The sequence below is a fragment of the Nocardia brasiliensis genome (assembly GCF_011801125.1).
Classification (GTDB): Bacteria; Actinomycetota; Actinomycetes; order Mycobacteriales; family Mycobacteriaceae; genus Nocardia; species Nocardia brasiliensis_C.
This window is the reverse complement of the sequence record NZ_CP046171.1, coordinates 5,709,644-5,725,447: the sequence shown is the minus strand read 5'-3', so window position 1 is coordinate 5,725,447 and position 15,804 is coordinate 5,709,644. Positions and strand designations below refer to the sequence as shown.

Annotated in this window: 14 protein-coding genes and 1 riboswitch; of the genes, 8 read left to right on the top strand and 6 right to left on the bottom strand. The window is 69.9% G+C overall.

Annotation, left to right across the window (positions count from 1 at the left end; all coding sequences use genetic code 11):
• Positions 1 to 282: 282 nt before the first annotated feature.
• From thiL to F5X71_RS25965, 4 genes are all read left to right on the top strand, one after another.
• Entirely contained in the window at positions 283 to 1,320 is a 1,038-nt protein-coding gene (gene thiL / locus F5X71_RS25980) for a thiamine-phosphate kinase (RefSeq protein ID WP_167466742.1), read from the top strand.
• A gap of 11 nt (positions 1,321 to 1,331) precedes the next feature.
• Entirely contained in the window at positions 1,332 to 2,015 is a 684-nt protein-coding gene (locus tag F5X71_RS25975) for a uracil-DNA glycosylase (RefSeq protein WP_167464375.1), read from the top strand.
• Between the two features lie 53 nt (positions 2,016 to 2,068).
• The gene (locus F5X71_RS25970) at positions 2,069 to 2,344 is read left to right on the top strand and encodes a hypothetical protein (RefSeq protein ID WP_167464374.1); all 276 of its coding nucleotides are present in this window, start codon (positions 2,069 to 2,071) and stop codon (positions 2,342 to 2,344) included.
• A gap of 62 nt (positions 2,345 to 2,406) precedes the next feature.
• Positions 2,407 to 3,267 (top strand): alpha/beta fold hydrolase, encoded by an 861-nt coding sequence (locus tag F5X71_RS25965; RefSeq protein ID WP_167464373.1) that lies wholly within the window; start codon positions 2,407 to 2,409, stop codon positions 3,265 to 3,267.
• 2 nt (positions 3,268 to 3,269) lie between these two features.
• Here the strand turns inward: F5X71_RS25965 and F5X71_RS25960 are convergent, their stop codons facing one another.
• From F5X71_RS25960 to rpmB, 3 genes are all read right to left on the bottom strand, one after another.
• Positions 3,270 to 4,049 (bottom strand): enoyl-CoA hydratase/isomerase family protein, encoded by a 780-nt coding sequence (locus F5X71_RS25960; protein WP_167464372.1) that lies wholly within the window; start codon positions 4,047 to 4,049, stop codon positions 3,270 to 3,272.
• A 21-nt stretch (positions 4,050 to 4,070) separates the two neighbouring features.
• Positions 4,071 to 4,616, bottom strand: a complete 546-nt coding sequence (locus tag F5X71_RS25955; RefSeq protein WP_167464371.1) for a GNAT family N-acetyltransferase — start codon at positions 4,614 to 4,616, stop codon at positions 4,071 to 4,073.
• Positions 4,617 to 4,716: 100 nt separating this feature from the next.
• Complete coding sequence (gene rpmB / locus F5X71_RS25950; protein ID WP_011210730.1) at positions 4,717 to 4,908, bottom strand: 50S ribosomal protein L28; 192 nt, start codon at positions 4,906 to 4,908, stop codon at positions 4,717 to 4,719.
• Between the two features lie 457 nt (positions 4,909 to 5,365).
• On the opposite strand from rpmB, the gene F5X71_RS25945 reads away from it, so the two are divergent.
• Positions 5,366 to 7,009: a DAK2 domain-containing protein gene (locus F5X71_RS25945; protein ID WP_167466741.1), complete on the top strand. Its 1,644-nt coding sequence runs from the start codon at positions 5,366 to 5,368 to the stop codon at positions 7,007 to 7,009.
• Positions 7,010 to 9,289 carry an ATP-dependent DNA helicase RecG gene (recG, locus tag F5X71_RS25940; RefSeq protein ID WP_167464370.1) on the top strand — a complete coding sequence of 760 codons (2,280 nt, stop codon included), beginning with the start codon at positions 7,010 to 7,012 and terminating at the stop codon, positions 9,287 to 9,289.
• Between the two features lie 76 nt (positions 9,290 to 9,365).
• On the opposite strand, the gene F5X71_RS25935 is transcribed toward recG, so the two are convergent.
• On the bottom strand, positions 9,366 to 10,787 hold the full coding sequence (locus tag F5X71_RS25935) for a short-chain fatty acyl-CoA regulator family protein (protein WP_174817137.1): 1,422 nt from the start codon (positions 10,785 to 10,787) through the stop codon (positions 9,366 to 9,368).
• 80 nt (positions 10,788 to 10,867) lie between these two features.
• Positions 10,868 to 11,083, bottom strand: a complete 216-nt coding sequence (locus F5X71_RS25930; protein ID WP_167464369.1) for a DUF1737 domain-containing protein — start codon at positions 11,081 to 11,083, stop codon at positions 10,868 to 10,870.
• Positions 11,084 to 11,253: 170 nt separating this feature from the next.
• Between F5X71_RS25930 and F5X71_RS25925 the strand changes: the two genes are divergently transcribed.
• A complete protein-coding gene (locus F5X71_RS25925) occupies positions 11,254 to 11,625 on the top strand; it encodes an SgcJ/EcaC family oxidoreductase (RefSeq protein WP_167464368.1) in 372 nt (123 codons plus the stop codon).
• 379 nt (positions 11,626 to 12,004) lie between these two features.
• On the opposite strand, the gene metE is transcribed toward F5X71_RS25925, so the two are convergent.
• Positions 12,005 to 14,275, bottom strand: coding sequence for a 5-methyltetrahydropteroyltriglutamate--homocysteine S-methyltransferase (metE, locus tag F5X71_RS25920; RefSeq protein ID WP_167466739.1), 2,271 nt, complete (start codon positions 14,273 to 14,275; stop codon positions 12,005 to 12,007).
• A gap of 146 nt (positions 14,276 to 14,421) precedes the next feature.
• Positions 14,422 to 14,629: riboswitch (cobalamin riboswitch) on the bottom strand.
• Positions 14,630 to 14,863: 234 nt separating this feature from the next.
• On the opposite strand from metE, the gene F5X71_RS25915 reads away from it, so the two are divergent.
• A complete protein-coding gene (locus tag F5X71_RS25915; RefSeq protein ID WP_167464367.1) occupies positions 14,864 to 15,736 on the top strand; it encodes a glycosyltransferase family 2 protein in 873 nt (290 codons plus the stop codon).
• The last annotated feature ends 68 nt before the right edge of the window (positions 15,737 to 15,804 follow it).

The following is a 15,804-nucleotide window of genomic DNA, read 5'->3' as shown; positions in this document are numbered from 1 at the left end:
GGTCGATTCCAGCCAGCAGCGTGTCGGAAAGGACCCCGGTCATCAGCGAGAGCACCAGGCCCTGTGTCGAAGTCCCATCCGGCGCCGCCACGGTCCAGCTCGCCGCCTGGCCGCGTTGTCGTCGTCCCCGATACAACCCCGGTATCGGCTCCTCCTCCGCCTTGCCAGGCGACGAGCTGAACCGCGGCGGCATCCGGCCGGACTTCGACACAGGGCCTGGGCCCTGTGTCATGCGTTACGGCGGCGCTTGCGGGGTCGACCGTGACTGAGGACACGGGCTCGATGACGGTGCGTGAGCTGGGGGAGTTCGCGCTGATCGAGCGGATCAACCGGCGGCGCGTGCAGGCGCCGGGCGTGCTGCTCGGACCGGGTGACGACGCCGCGCTGGTCGCCGCGCCGGACGGGCGATTCGTGGTGACCACCGACATGCTCGTGCAGGACCGCCACTTTCGGCTGGACTGGTCCAGCCCGGTCGACATCGGCCGGAAGGCGATCGCGCAGAACGCCGCCGACGTGGTCGCGATGGGCGCGACACCCAGCGCGTTCGTGGTCGCGCTCGGTCTTCCGGCCGAGACGCCCGTCGCGGTGGTCGACGGCCTGGCGGAGGGGATGTGGGCTGAGGCGGGTCGCGCGGGCGCCTCGATCGCCGGAGGGGATCTGGTGCGCAGCCGCGAGATCGTCATCTCGGTGACCGCCTTCGGTGATCTGGCGGGCCGCACCCCGGTGCCGAGATCCGGTGCGCGCGTGGGGGACACGGTCGCGGTGGCGGGGCGGCTCGGCTGGTCCGCGGCGGGACTGGCGGTGCTGACCGCCGGGGTCCGGTCCGACCGATTCGCCGAAGTGCTTGCCGCGCACCGGGTGCCGCAGCCTCCGTACGCGGCGGTCCTGGGCGTCCTGACGGCCGGCGCCGCCGAAGACGCTGCGGCACAATGCGCGGAGTCCGGCGCCGCGGCGGTGGCGACCTCGGGCCCGAACGCGCTGACCGACGTCTCCGACGGGTTGCTCGCCGATCTCGGACATATCGCGGCGGCCTCGGCGGTCGCCATCGAGCTGGACTCGGCCGCGCTGCGCGACCCGGCGCTCGAACAGATCGCCGCCGCGCTGGATGCCGATGCGACGCAATGGATTCTGACCGGCGGCGAGGACCACGCCTTCGCCGCGACGTGGCCGCCCGGCTGCCCGCTGCCCGCGGGCTGGGTGCCGATCGGGCGCGTGTGCGCCGGTCACGGCGTCACAGTCGACGGAACGACCCGCCGCGGCAGCGCTGGCTGGGAATCGTTCGGTGGGGCGGACTCGGCACCGGCACGCGAACCACGCTAAGTTGTGCGGTCATGGGCGCGAAACCACTGTCGGAAATCATGGATCCGGGATGGGCGAAGGCACTCGAGTCGGTGGCGGACCGAATTTCGGCCATGGGCGAGTTCCTGCGCGCCGAGAACGCGGCGGGTCGCGGTTATCTACCGGCCGGTGAGAATGTGCTGCGCGCGTTCCAGCGTCCGTTCGACGCGGTCCGCGTGCTGGTCGTCGGCCAGGACCCGTATCCGACCCCGGGCCACGCGATGGGCCTGAGTTTCTCTGTCGCCCCGAATGTTTCGCCGGTGCCGCGCAGCCTGGCCAATATCTTCGCCGAATACACCAAAGATCTCGGCCACCCGACCCCGTCCTGCGGCGACCTGAGCCCGTGGTCGGATCAGGGCGTGCTGATGCTGAACAGGGTGTTGACGGTGACACCGGGACAGCCCGCCTCGCATCGCGGCAAGGGCTGGGAAGCGGTGACCGAACAGGCGATTCGCGCGCTGGTCGCGCGTGATGAGCCGTTGGTCGCGATCCTGTGGGGTCGTGACGCATCGACGCTGAAACCGACCCTGGTCGAGGCCGAGGTGCCCTATATCGAGTCCGCGCATCCGTCGCCGCTGTCGGCGTCGCGCGGTTTCTTCGGTTCCCGCCCGTTCTCCCGAGTGAACGAACTGCTCGACGAGCTGGGCGCCGAACCCGTTGACTGGCGCCTGCCGTGAGCGGGCGTCTGTGTGTGATCGACCGAGTTCGAATCGAGTGAGGAGCTCTACCCATGCCCAACACCACCGTTCGTGGCGCACTGCGCGGCACCACCGCGACTCTCGCCCTCTGCGCCGCACTCGCCGGTGGCGCCGCTACCGCGAGTGCGCAGGGTCTGCCGCTGGAGCGGGCCACGGACACCACCTCGGCCCCGGCCGGTACCGCGACGGCGCCGATTGGTGAGGAATTCACCTCCAGCGGCTCCTCGACCATCTCGTCGTCGGTCAACGCCAAGGTGACCTGCCTGCTGCAGAACACCTTCAGCGCGTCCGGCAAGTGGAATTGCTGAGCGGAAACCCGTTCGGGAGGCTCGCCGGAGAACTATAACGGGTTCTATGCGATCCTCGGTTAGTGAGTAATGCGAACAATCTGCTCGAGCCCGCGCCGCTGCGGCTGCGTGGTTCGGGTGGTCTCGAGCTAGTCGCCGACCAGTTCGGGCCGACGGACGGCCCGCTCGTGGTCTTCCTGCACGGCGGCGGGCAGACCAGGCACTCGTGGAAGCAGACCGGCGTCAAGCTGGCCGCCTCCGGCCTACGGGTGGTCACCCTGGACGCGCGCGGCCACGGCGACAGCGCCTGGTCCGCCGACGGCGACTACCGCCGCGACACCATGGTTCGAGACCTTTTGCTGGTATTGGAGCAGCTCGGTGCGCCCGCCGTCGTGGTGGGGGCCAGTATGGGCGGGATCACCGGGCTGCTCGCCACCGCGGTGCCCGGCGCGCCGATCAAGTCGCTGGTGCTCGTCGACATCGTGACCAGGCCCGAGCAGGCCGGTGTGGCGCGGGTGATCGAGTTTCTCGGCAAACATCGCGACGGTTTCGATTCGCTCGAGCAGGTCGCCGACGCGGTCGCCGAATATCTGCCGCACCGGCCGCGTCCGGACAACACCGACGGTCTGCGGCGCAATCTGCGGCAGCGCGACGGCCGCTGGTACTGGCACTGGGATCCGGACATGCTTTCCGGCCGGGTCGAGGACGCCTCGGCGATGGTCGAGCAGATGGAGGCGGCCGCGCGGGGGCTGCGGATTCCCGTGCTGCTGGTGCGCGGCCTGCGATCGGACGTGGTGAGCGCCGAGGGGGCCGCGGCCTTCCAGGAATTGGTGCCGCACGCGCAGCTGGTCGAGATCGGCGGTGCCGCGCATACCGCGGCCGGTGACAACAACGATGCGTTCACCGACGCGGTCGCCGAGTTCGTGCTGCGCAACGAGCGCTAGCGCTACCGGTACCGCGGCTTCCGCTTCGCCACGAACGCGTCGACGCCCTCGCGGCCGGTCGGGCCGTCGGCCGCGGCCGCGATCGCCTCGCGTTCGCGGTCGAGCTGGTCGCTCAGCGTCGACGAACCCGACTGGGCCAGCAGCGTTTTGATGCCGGTGTGGGTGGAACGCGGTCCGGCGGCGAGGTTTCGGGCCAGCTCGAGTGCCGCGTCGCGCACCTCGTCGTCGGCGACCAGCCTGCTGAGCAGCCCGAGCCGGACCGCCTCGTCGGCGTCCAGCACGGCGTCGGTGAGCAGGATTTCGCGGGCCCGGCCCAGGCCGACGATGCGCGGCAGCGTCCAGGACATGCCGCCGTCGGGGCTGAGTCCGATGCCGGGGTAGGCGGGGCGCAGCTTGGTGCTCGGTCCGCCGAGCGCGATGTCGGCGGCGCAGACCAGGCTCATGCCCGCCCCGGCCGCCCAGCCGTGCACGCCCGCGACGACCGGCACCGTCGTCGCGTCGAGCGCGCGGACGAAGTGGTGCAGGTCGGTGGCCAGGGCGTAGATGTGGGCGGCGCGGTCCTCGGCGGCCGCGAAGCCGCGCACGTTGCCGCCGGCGCAGAAGTTCGCTCCGGTGCTCGTCAGCAGCACCGCGCCGACCTCGGCGCCGAGCGCGCGCAGCGCCGCGGTACCCGCGACGATGCCGCCGAAGTCCATGGACGTGCCGTTGGCGGCGGTGGCGATGGTGATCTGCAGGACGCCGTCGACGGTTTTCACGTACTCGGTCTGCGCGGTGGAGGTCATGGTCTGCACTTTAGGCCGGGTCTAACCGGTGGCGATGTCCGGGCCGGACGGCCTTGTGCCCGGCTCGTTTTCCCGTGCTCGGCGCACCATGCGCAGCTCGAGCACGGCGGTGAACGGTTCGATCTTGCGCGCGCCGTCCGGCCGGAAGCCGTGTCGGCGGTAGAACGCACGCGCGCGCGGATTGTCCTCGAACACCCACAGCGAGTAGGGCGTTCGCGGGTCGAGCACGGTGTGCACCAGCTCGTCGGCGAGGCCGGTGCCGTACCAGGCCGACCGGACGTACAGCGCGGTCAACTCCAATGGAGTGACCGGGTTGTCGTCGGTGGACTCGCCGGTGCTCGCGAAGCCGATCACCGCGCCGCCGAGCACCGCGACGTGCGTGCGTCCCGGGTAGCGCAGCCGGTCGCGTTCCCACTGCGCGGCTCGGCGGCGCACATCGAAGGCGGCGAGCACATGCGCGGGCACCAGATCGGCGTAGGCCTCACGCCAGCACGCGATATGGCATTCGGCGAGACGATAGGTGTGTTCGGCGGCGAGCGGCTGGATGCGCCACCTCGACTCGGTCATATGCCCATGGTCGCCGAACGGACCCGAGGATGACTACGCCCCGGCCACCCGTGAGGGTGCCGGGGCGTAGGTCGGTCTCGTACCGATCAGCCGTGGCGGGTCAGCCGCGGACGACCTTGCCCGCCTTCAGGCAGGAGGTGCACACGTTCATGCGGCGGGTGTTACCCGGCGCAACCTGGGCGCGAACGGTCTGGATGTTCGGGTTCCAGCGACGGTTGGTGCGCCGGTGCGAGTGCGAGACCGACTTCCCGAAGCCGGGGCCCTTGGCGCAGACGTCGCAGACGGCAGCCATAGTCGCGAACTCCTTCATGTCATGGTGGGGACCACCGCCCGCGGGCAGCATGTCCGGAAACAATGTATCGACGTACCCCTGCCGACTGATGTCGGCCAGCGCAAACCGGCGACGGCCACGCGAGGCAACCCTGCAAGGGTAACGGGACGGGCACCGATCCACCAAACCGGCCGCCGGTCGATGCGGCCGACGACGGCTGTGGGGCAGCTCGAGTGTAGTCGTGCGCACCCGGCCGGACACCGCCGCCCATACCGTCGGCCAGGTGTCGGTATCGCCCGCTAACCTGGCGAGCGGCGGTCGTGACGCGAGCGCGACCAGGCGGTGTGCCGCAGGTGGGCCCGGACGGTGTGCCGTACTCGGACCCAGGCGGCGTGCCGTACTCGGACACGGGCGGCGTGCCGCACTCGGACACAGTGGCGGAGGGAGAGAGGTGGCGGTGCCCGGAGTGCGGGATGTGATGGACGGCACGGCGTTGCTGCGCTGGGGCCGGGCCTGCCTCGACGGCCTGGCGCATCGGCGCGAGGAGATCAACGCGCTCAATGTCTTCCCGATACCGGACGCCGATACCGGCACGAACCTGCTCGCGACGATGCGCGCGGCGATGACTGCCGCCGAGGCGACGGCCGCGCCGTCCAGCACGCACGAGGCCAGCGCGCACGAGGTCGCCGCCGCCATGGCGCGCGGCGCGACGATCGGGGCCCGCGGCAATTCCGGCATCATCCTGTCCCAGGTGCTGCGCGGGATCGCCGAGGCCGTGCACGAGGGACCGCTGACCGGCGCGACGCTGCGGGTGGCGTTGCGGCGCGCGGCCGCGCTGGTCCGCGCGGCGTTGAGCGTGCCGATCGAGGGCACCATCCTCACCGTGCTCGACTGCGCGGCGGCCAGTGCGGACGCCTGCCAGGAGCACACGCTCGCCGATGTCGCGCTGGCGGCGGCCGACGGTGCGGCCAAGGCACTCGGCGAAACGCCCTCCCAGCTCGGGGTGCTGCGCGACGCCGGGGTGGTCGACGCGGGCGCGCGCGGCCTGGTGGTGCTGCTGGACGGCCTGGTCGCGGTCACCCTCGGTGAGGTCCCGTCCCGGCCGGCGTACACACCGCGGGCCGTCGCCGCCCGCCCCGCGCCGGAATCGGTCGAAACGGCCGCGCCCGCACCGCAATACGAAGTGATGTACCTGCTGGCCGACACCGACGAGACGCGGCTGAGCGCGCTGCGCGCCCGGCTCACGGAGCTGGGCGACTCGGTGGTGGTCGTCGGCGACGGACAGGGCGCCTGGTCCGCGCACGTGCACTGCGCCGACGCCGGTGCGGCCGTCGAGGCGGGCCTCGCGGCCGGGCGGCTCCGCGATATCCGGATCGAAAGCTTCGCCACGGCCGGCCACGAGCCGTGGCACGACACGGCCGAACAGCTCGTCACCGGCGACGCGTGTCCCGGCGCCGAGGGGCCTGCCGACCGCGGCGTGCTCGCGGTGGCGGCCGGCGACGGCGCGGCCGCGCTGTTCGAGGCCGGGGGCGCGGTGGTGCTCGGCGGCGACGGCCCGGTGAGCGCGGCCGCGTTGCTCGACGCGATCCGGGCGATGCCGAATCGCGAAGTCCTGGTGCTGCCCAACGGCGCACTGCCCGCGCACGATTTGGTCGCGGTCGGTGTCGCCGCCCGTGACGCGCATCGCGACGTGCTGTTGCTGCCGAGCGCGTCGATGGTGCAGGGCCTCGCGGCACTGGCGGTGCACGATCGCGGCCGGATCGCCGTCGACGACGCCTTCGCCATGTCGGAGGCGGCGGCGACCACGCGATGGGGCGCGTTGCGGGTCGCGCCGGAGCGCGCGCTCACGATGGTCGGCACCTGCGCGGCGGGCGACGGGCTCGGCCTGGTCGGCCACGATGTCGTGGTGATCGATCACGACGTGCGGGCGGCCGGACTGACGCTGCTCGACCGGATGCTCGCCTTCGGCGGCGAGCTGGTCACGTTGCTCATGGGCGCCGCGGCGCCGGACGGCCTCGCCGAGGCGTTGGCCGGGCATATCGGCGACACCTTCCCCGGCGTGGAGGTCATCGTGTATCCCGGTGGGCAGCACGGGGATCTGGTGCAGATCGGAGTGGAGTAGATGGCGACCCTTGGCGATCGGCTCGACCACATTCTCGGCGTTAAGGCGGCCGGTTCCCTGGTCGACGCCTTCGACATGCACACGGTGGAGGACCTGCTGCGGCACTACCCGCTGCGCTACGCCACGCAGGGGCAACCGCTCACCGAGGAGGCGCCAGAGGAGGGCGCGCACATCACGGTGATCGGCCGGATCACCAAGGCCGAGCTGCGGCCGATGCGCAACCGGCGCGGCTCGCTGCTGAAGGTGGTGCTCGACACCGGCTCCGGCACCGGACGCGGGGTCGATGTCACCTTCTTCAACGGTGACAAGGTGAAATATGTTGTCAAAGAAGGCCTTCGGGCGATGATGTCGGGCACCGTCACCTACTGGCGGCCCGGTCAGTGGAACCTGAGCCACCCCGGCTATCTCATCCTGCCCGAGGCCGACGACGAGGAGAAGGTCGGTTCGCTGACCACCGTGCGCGGCGGCGGCAGCCTGCGCGGGCTGGCCCAGAGCGCGAAAGGCGCCGAGGGCGTGGACACCTCGTTCATGGAGCGCGAGTTCATCCCGGTCTATCCGGCGACCGCGAAGGTGCAGAGCTGGGACGTGCTCGCCTGTATCCGCCAGGTGCTCGACCAGCTGGACCCGATCGACGACCCGGTGCCTGACGACATCAGGGCCGACCGCTCGCTGATGAAGATCTCCGACGCGCTGCGCCTGATCCACCTACCGGAGCGCAAGACCGATATCGACCAGGCAAGGGAGCGTTTACGTTTCGACGAGGCGCTGGCGTTGCAGCTGGTGCTCGCCGAGCGCAGGCACGAGGTCTCCGGTCGTGCCGCGCGCCCGTGCCCGCCGCGGCCGGACGGCATCGCCGCCGAGTTCCAGACCCGGCTGCCCTTCGAGCTGACCGCCGGTCAGCAGCAGGTGATCTCGGAGATCGCCGCGGACATGTCCCGCAGTCAGCCGATGCACCGGCTGCTGCAGGGCGAGGTGGGTTCCGGCAAGACCATCGTCGCGTTGAACGCGATGTTGCAGGTGGTCGACGCGGGGCAGCAGTGCGCGCTGCTCGCGCCGACGGAAGTCCTTGCCGCCCAGCACTATCGATCGATGCGCGGGATGCTCGGTGATCTGGGCAGCGGCGGTGAACTCGGCGCTGCCGAGCACGCCACCAAGGTCGTGCTGGTCACCGGCTCGATGTCGGCCTCGGCGAAGAAGGCGGCGCTGCTCGAGGCGGTGACCGGCGAGGCGGGCATCGTGATCGGCACGCACGCGCTCATCCAGGACAACGTCGAATTCTTCGATCTCGGCATGGTGGTGGTCGACGAGCAGCACCGCTTCGGCGTCGAACAGCGCGACGCGTTGCGGGCGAAGGCCAAAGCCGGCGCCAGCCCGCACCTGCTGGTGATGACGGCGACGCCGATTCCGCGCACCATCGCGATGACCACCCTCGGCGATCTCGAGACCTCGACGCTGACCGAGCTGCCGCGCGGACGCTCGCCGATCACGTCCAAAGTTGTGCCCCGCAGGCAACATCCGAACTGGGTCGATCGCGCGTGGGAGCGGATACTGGAGGAGGTCGACGCCGGGCGGCAGGCGTACGTGGTGTGCTCGCGCATCGGCGACGACGAGGAAGGCACCGGCAAGCCGAAGAACGGCAAGGCCAAGGACGCCGAGAAGGAAGGTCCCAGCACGGCGGCCGCGCTCGACGTGTTCGATCAGTTGCGGGCGGGCCCGCTGGCGCGCGTCCGTGTCGGCCTGCTGCACGGCAGGCTGCCCGCGGACGAAAAAGACCAGGTGATGCGCGCGTTCAACGAGGGCTCGGTGGATGTGCTCGTGTGCACCACGGTCGTCGAGGTCGGCGTCGACGTGCCGAACGCGACCGTGATGGTGATCGTCGACGCGGACCGCTTCGGCGTCAGTCAGCTCCATCAGCTGCGCGGTCGGATCGGGCGCGGCAAGCACCCGGGGCTGTGCCTGTTGATCACCGACGCAGCGCCGGGCGGCTCGGCCATGGCCCGGCTGGACGCGGTCGCGAGCACCACCGACGGTTTCGAACTCTCGGTGCTCGACCTGCGCACCCGGCGCGAAGGCGATGTGCTCGGCGCCGCCCAGTCCGGCACCGCCCGCTCGCTGAAGCTGCTCTCGCTGCTCGACGATCTCGAAGTCATCACCGCCGCACAGGAACTCGCGCGCGAGGTGGTCGAGGCCGACCCCGGCCTGCGTCGCCACCCGGGCCTGGCGAGCATGATGCACGCCGCCGTCGACTCCGAACGCCTGGAGTACCTGGCCAAGTCCTGACCGCGGCCGCCGCTGGACCATCGCCTGCGGTGACCGAGCGCGCGGCTCCGGGGAGTTCGGACGAAGTCATCCGGGGTCACTGTCTGACGCGCGGGTACGGGAGGTCGGTGCTGGTGTTCTCGTCGACCGCCAGCGGGCTGCCGATGTTCGGAAAGGCGCGCTGGGCGCAGGCGGGGCGTTCGCACACCTTGCAGCCCGCGCCGATCGGGACCGCCGTCGCTGGGTCGTCGAGTTGCAGGCCGGACGAATACACCAGCCGGTCGGCGTATTCGATGTCGCAGCCGAGACCGATCGCGAAATTCTTTGTCGCGGTGCCGAATCCCTGCGGTGCGGTCATCGCGGTGCGTGCGATCCACAGATAGCGCCTGCCGTCGGGCATCTCCGCGATCTGGGTGAGGATGCGCCCCGGATAGGCGAACGCCTCGTGCACCACCCACAGCGGACAACTGCCGCCGACCCGGGAGAAGTGAAAGGCGGTGGCGGACTGGCGTTTCGAGATATTGCCCGCGCGGTCGGTGCGGACGAAGAAGAACGGCACCCCGCGCTGGCCCTGCCGTTGCAGGGTGCTCAATCGGTGACAGATCGTCTCGAAGCCGACCTCGAAGCGCAGGCCGAGCAGGTCGATGTCGTAGTGCAGTTCCTCGGCAGAACGCAGGAAGCGCCCATACGGCAGCACGAGTGCGCCGGCGAAGTAGTTGGCCAGTCCGATGCGCGCGAGCACGCGGGATTCGCCGGTGAGCGAAGGGGTTTCGGCGAGCACGCCGTCCAGTTCGGTGCCGTACAGCAGCAGGGCGAGGGTGGTCGCGATCTGGAAGGCGCGCTGGCCGGGCCGCAGGCGCCGGGCCAGGGTCAGCGTGCGGGTCTCGGGGTCGTAGTGGCGTTTCGGGATGGTCGGGTCCGCGCCGTCGCCGCGCACCAGCACCGTCACCCCGGCCCGCTCCTCGGCGACCCTGGCCAGCTGGCGATCCAGCGAGCCGATGGTCAGCCCGGATTGTTCGAAGAGCTGCTCGGCGGCGATGTCCAACTGCGGGATGTGGTTGTGATGGTCGTAGAAGAAGTCCCGCACATCCTCGTAGGGCATCGGCACGCCCGGTGTCCCGGTGGGCGCGTCGACCCGGGCGGAGAGCAGATCGAGCTGGTCGGTGGCGGCGCGTAGCCTGCGGTGCATCGCGACGACGATGCGCGCGACGTCGGGCTGTCTGGTCGCCAGTTCCTCCACCTCGGTGAGCGGCGCGGTGTGCCCGCCCGCGGCATCGATGAGCACCTCGTGCAGATCCGAGACGAGCCTGGCGTCGGAATCCGCGGCGAAGAACTGCACATCCAGGTCGAAGGTGGAGTTGAGTTTGAGCAGCACCGGGATGGTGAGCGGGCGCTGATCGCGCTCGAGCTGGTTGAGATAGCTGGGCGAGAGATCCAGCGATTTCGCGAGCGCTGCCTGGGTGAGCCTGCGCTCCTCGCGCAACCGCCGGAGCCGCGCACCTGCGTACATCTTCCGCACCTGCAAGATGGTAGCCCTACGTCTTCGCAATCATCGCATATCCGTCACTGTTCTTTGCGAAAATATGTCGCTGCGAGGTGTTATGTCCGAGATGTCACCTGCGTAGCGTGCGAAGAGGGCGACCAGTCGCCATCGAGGACCACGGCCTGTGCCGCGATCACGTCGGTGCCGTTGAAGGTCACTGCGGGCGAGCCGTGCAGCCGGTAGCCCTGGTCGAGCAGGGCGCTGACGCGTGCGCAGAACGTGGCGTCGTCGACTCCGGTGATCAAGCGGTAGCGCAGGGGTTGATCGGTCATCCGGTCAGCCTAGGCGGCGTCGGTGACAGGTTCGCGGCGGCAGATCCCGGTGTGGGACAACGGGAGCCGTGGTCCGGCCAGTGAGCGCGGGGTTCCGGACCGAGCATTTGCTTGGTTGAATCGGTGAGCGCGCACCGCGTGCTGTCCTCGAACGAAAGTGAGCAAAGCCGATGCCGAGCCCTGACGAACTCGTCCGCGCGATGTGCCGCAGCTGGTCGGACCCCGATCCGGACCGCATCGCGGCCTTCTTCGCCGAAGACGCCGTGTACCACAACATTCCGACCGAGCCGGTGCACGGGCGCACCGCGATCCGCGAGTTCATCGCTGGATTCCTGACCACCTTCCACGGCATCGACTTCGAGATCCACCAGCAGATCAGCGCGGGCAACCTGGTCATGAACGAGCGCACCGACACCCTGCGCACCGCCGACCGCGCCATCGCGCTGCCGGTGACCGGCGTCTTCGAGGTGAACGACGGTGCCATCACCGCTTGGCGCGACTACTTCGACATGGGTGTCATCAACCAGGCCTTCGGTCCCTGACGTCGCGGTCTCCGGAAGGTCGGGAATCGACGGAACCGGTGGGGCGGCGGGCGCGTCGAAGGTAAGTAGATGAAGAGTCGATGGGGGAGCGTCGGCGGGGTCCGGCGATAGCGGAGGAGGGGGCGTGTGGGAACGGTGTCCGGGGTGTCGGAGGGCTTGGCGGCGTGGGATGGGCGCCAGGTGGCGGGATGCGCCGGCGCGGTGGAATGACCGGCTGTGCGATCGGTACCCCTCCCGGCGCGCGGCCGGAGCCGGATACCGAGTGAGGTGTATGGGGCTGCGAGGGACGGGAATTGGCGATTCCGTCCATCGCGCCCCTACGAGGCACAGCGCCTCCCCCTGGGAGAGGAGGAGGCGCTGTGTTACTCGGTACCGTCGCTCAGCGCACCGCGGCCGCGGCGGTGACCATATTGCGCAGTGACGCCGCCACCTCGGCCTGGCCCCTGGTCTTCAGGCCGCAGTCCGGGTTGACCCAGAGCCGCTCGGCGGGAACGGCTTTCAGTGCCGCCCGCAATGAGGTGGTGATCTCCTCGACGCTGGGCACCCGGGGCGAGTGGATGTCGTAGACGCCCGGACCGACGCCGAGATCGAAGCCTGCCGCGTTGAGGTCGTCGAGCACCTCCATCCGGGAACGCGCCGCCTCGATCGAGGTCACGTCGGCATCCAGCCCGGCGATCGCGTCGATCACCTCGCCGAACTCCGAATAGCACAGGTGCGTGTGTACCTGGGTGGCGTCGGAGACTCCCGAGGTGGCCAGCCGGAACGACCGCACCGACCAGTCGAGATAGCCCTGTTGCTCGGCCTCGCGCAGCGGCAGCAGTTCGCGCAGCGCGGGCTCGTCGACCTGGATGATCCGGATGCCCGCGCTCTGCAGGTCCACCGTCTCGTCCCGAATCGCCAGCGCCACCTGCCGTGCCGAATCGCCGAGCGGCTGGTCGTCGCGGACGAACGACCAGGCCAGGATGGTCACCGGACCGGTGAGCATGCCCTTGACCGGCTTGTCGGTGAGCGACTGCGCGTAGCTGATCCAGTCGACGGTCATCGGCGTGCGCCGCGCGACGTCGCCGAACAGGATCGGCGGCCGCACGCAGCGGGTGCCGTAGGACTGCACCCAGCCCAGTTCGGTGGCCGCGAAACCATCGAGCTGCTCGGCGAAGTACTGGACCATGTCGTTGCGTTCCGGCTCACCGTGCACCAGCACGTCCAGGCCGAGTTCCTCTTGCAACGCGATGACGTCGGCGACCTCGGCCCGCATCCGGCGGACGTACTCGGCCTGATCGATCGCCCCCTTGCGCAGCTCAGCGCGCGCCACCCGAATCGCCGAGGTCTGCGGGTAGGAGCCGATCGTGGTGGTCGGCAGCGGCGGCAACTGCAGCCGATCCTGTTGCAGCACACGGCGTTGCTCGGCGGGCGCACGGGTGAGCGCGTCCGGTCCGAGCGCGGCCAGACGGGCCCGCACCTGCCGGTCGTTCAGCCGCGGATCGGCGTGCCGGGACGCGAGCGCGGCGCGCACCTCGTCCAGTTCCGCGCTGATCGCCGCGGGCCCCTCGGCCAGTCCGGTGGCCAGCAGCCGCACCTCGGTGACCTTCTCGCTGCCGAATGCCAGCCAGGACCGCAGCGCCGCGTCGAGGTCGGTCTCCACGGCCAGGGTGTAGGGCACGTGCAGCAGCGAGCTCGAGGTCGAAACCGCCACCGCCGCAGCCGAACCGAGCAGGGTGCCCAGGGTGGCCAGCGACTTGTCGAGGTCGGCGCGCCACACGTTGCGCCCGTCGACCACACCGGCCACCAGCAGCTTGCTCGCCAGGGCGGGTACCGCCGCGACATCGGAAACATCGGTGCCCGAGGTGAAGTCGAGCGCGACGCCCTCGACCTCGGTGCTCGCGAGCGCGGACAGTGCCGCGTCCGGATGCCCGAAATAGGTCGCCACCAGGATCGCCGGCCGTTCGGCGGCCGCGGTGAGCTCGGTGTAAGTGCTACGCACCAGCGCGATTTCGTCCGCGGTGAGGTCGGTGACCAGGATCGGCTCGTCGAGCTGGACCCAGCCGACGCCCGTCGCGGCGAGCCGCGCGAGCAGGTCGCGGTAGAGCGGCACGAGCTCGGCGAGCCGGTCGAGCGCCGCGCCGCCGCTCGCCTTGGCCAGCTTCAGGAAGGTGATCGGGCCGATGACCACCGGCCGGGCAGGCACACCGAGGTCGAGCGCCTCGCGCACCTCGTCCAGCAGCTTGTCCGGATGCAGCGAGAACACGGTGTCCGTGCCGATTTCCGGCACCAGATAGTGGTAGTTGGTGTCGAACCATTTGGTCATCTCCAGCGGCTCGACCGTCTCGTTGCCGCGCGCGGCCGCGAAATACCGATCCAGCGGGTCGGCGATGCCCGCGACGCGCGGCGGCAGCGCGCCGAGCAGCACGGCCGTATCGAGCACCTGGTCGTAGTACGAGAAGGTGCCGACCGGGATCGAATCCAGGCCCGCCGCTTGCAGTTCGGTGAGTTGGGCGTGGCGCAGCTCGCGCGCGACGGCGTGCAGCTGATCGGCGTCGATCTTGCCCGCCCAGTAGGACTCGGTGGCCCGCTTGAGTTCACGGCGCGGCCCCACCCGTGGTAGCCCGAGAACCGTTGCGGTGAACGGTGTCTGATGTACAACAGTCACGATGTCTCTCCAGTGCTGAGTCGTGGACCATCGCCATACGGGCGATGCGGCCACCGGCCGAGGGGTCGGCGAACCGCGATGGGAGCCCGACACTTCAGCACTGGTGCAACCGCACGCCCAAATCCACGAGGCGGTGGTCGCCGGATACGGCGTATCCGGCACGGCTGGCAGGTCTTCGGACTCACGGGCACCGGCCGTATCGGCCGACCTACTGACCGTCGCTTCCCGGGCCGGTGTGGTCCAGTGCGTGTGACGGCGTTCGTTCCTGCTTACCGCTGCGGGACAGTCCCGGATTCTCACCGGGTTCCCTCTCGTCCGGCCGCCCGTTGCCGGGGGACCGTACTCGACTCCGGTGCGCGACGTCGGGGCTCCATCTCGCGCGCATCGGTGAACCAGCTGCGTGCTCCAGCATAGGCGGCGTGCCCGCGGTGGGGTGGGCGGGTGCGTCGCGCATTATGTCGCGATCAATTTTTGATCGTTTTGATCAGGTGAGAAGGCCCACGGAACTCGGGTGTTCCCCACTTCAGGCGACCTGCCTAAGGTTGTGCGACGCAGGGGGCTCCGCGTAGCAGCTATTGCAGGAGAACTGTGGTGACCGAGTGGTCGATTTCGATCGTCATACCAACCCATATTCGCACCGTCGCGAGCCGAGATCTGCTGGATGTGCAGCTCGATGCGCTATTGCGGCAGGACTTTTCCGGCGATTTCGAGGTGGTGATCGCGGATAACGGCTCACCCGTGCCGGTCGCGGACCATATCGAGCGCCATCCGTTGCGGGATCGGCTGCGGCTGGTCTATGTGGACGCGTCCGGCTCCTCGGGTGCCGCGCATGCCCGCAATGTCGGTGCCGCGCACGCCACCGGGGAGATCCTGCTGTTCTGTGATCACGACGACCGGGTGTATCCGAATTGGGTGCGCCGCATGGTCGAATTCCTGGACACCGGTTACGACCTGACTTGTTCCGCGGTGGAAGGCGATTCGCTCAATACCGACAATCCGCGGGAGTTCGCGCGCATTCCGGCGCCGGAGGAGTTCCAGCCGCCCGGTGTCTACGCACCGGTGATCATCGGCACCAGCATGGCGTGCCGCGCCGCGGTCTATCGGAAACTGGGCGGCCAGGACAGCAGCTACGCCGCCAACGAGGACCTCGAATTCGGCTGGCGAGCCCATCGGGAGGGATATCGGCTCGGCTATCTCGCCGAGGCGCTGGTTGCCTACCGTTATCGCAAGGGGTTTCGGCCCGGATATCGGCAGGGCCGCAGCCGCGGTATCGGGCTGGCGCGGGTGCATGGCGAATACCCGAACAACGGCCTGCCGGAGATCCGGTTGCGACCGGTGTTGTCGCAGATCGTGCGGGTGCCGTTCACCAGGGGCCTGGTCGCCGAGGAACGCGGCCTGATGTTCGGCCTCGCGGTCGGTCAGTTCCGCGGTGGGCTGCGCTACCGGACCCTGCGCTGGGCGTAGCCGGCCGGCGTCGCCCGCGCGGCGCGCCTGTGACGGGCCGATGAACGCAACTTCGCAGCGTTGCTACC

Bases quoted from the DNA above. Each gene is read 5' to 3' on its own strand.
- thiL (WP_167466742.1), top strand. From the start codon at position 283: ATGACGGTGCGTGAGCTGGGGGAGTTCGCGCTGATCGAGCGGATCAAC.
- F5X71_RS25975 (WP_167464375.1), top strand. From the start codon at position 1,332: ATGGGCGCGAAACCACTGTCGGAAATCATGGATCCGGGATGGGCGAAG.
- F5X71_RS25970 (WP_167464374.1), top strand. From the start codon at position 2,069: ATGCCCAACACCACCGTTCGTGGCGCACTGCGCGGCACCACCGCGACT.
- F5X71_RS25960 (WP_167464372.1), bottom strand. From the start codon at position 4,049: ATGACCTCCACCGCGCAGACCGAGTACGTGAAAACCGTCGACGGCGTC.
- F5X71_RS25955 (WP_167464371.1), bottom strand. From the start codon at position 4,616: ATGACCGAGTCGAGGTGGCGCATCCAGCCGCTCGCCGCCGAACACACC.
- rpmB (WP_011210730.1), bottom strand. From the start codon at position 4,908: ATGGCTGCCGTCTGCGACGTCTGCGCCAAGGGCCCCGGCTTCGGGAAG.
- F5X71_RS25945 (WP_167466741.1), top strand. From the start codon at position 5,366: ATGGACGGCACGGCGTTGCTGCGCTGGGGCCGGGCCTGCCTCGACGGC.
- recG (WP_167464370.1), top strand. From the start codon at position 7,010: ATGGCGACCCTTGGCGATCGGCTCGACCACATTCTCGGCGTTAAGGCG.
- F5X71_RS25930 (WP_167464369.1), bottom strand. From the start codon at position 11,083: ATGACCGATCAACCCCTGCGCTACCGCTTGATCACCGGAGTCGACGAC.
- F5X71_RS25925 (WP_167464368.1), top strand. From the start codon at position 11,254: ATGCCGAGCCCTGACGAACTCGTCCGCGCGATGTGCCGCAGCTGGTCG.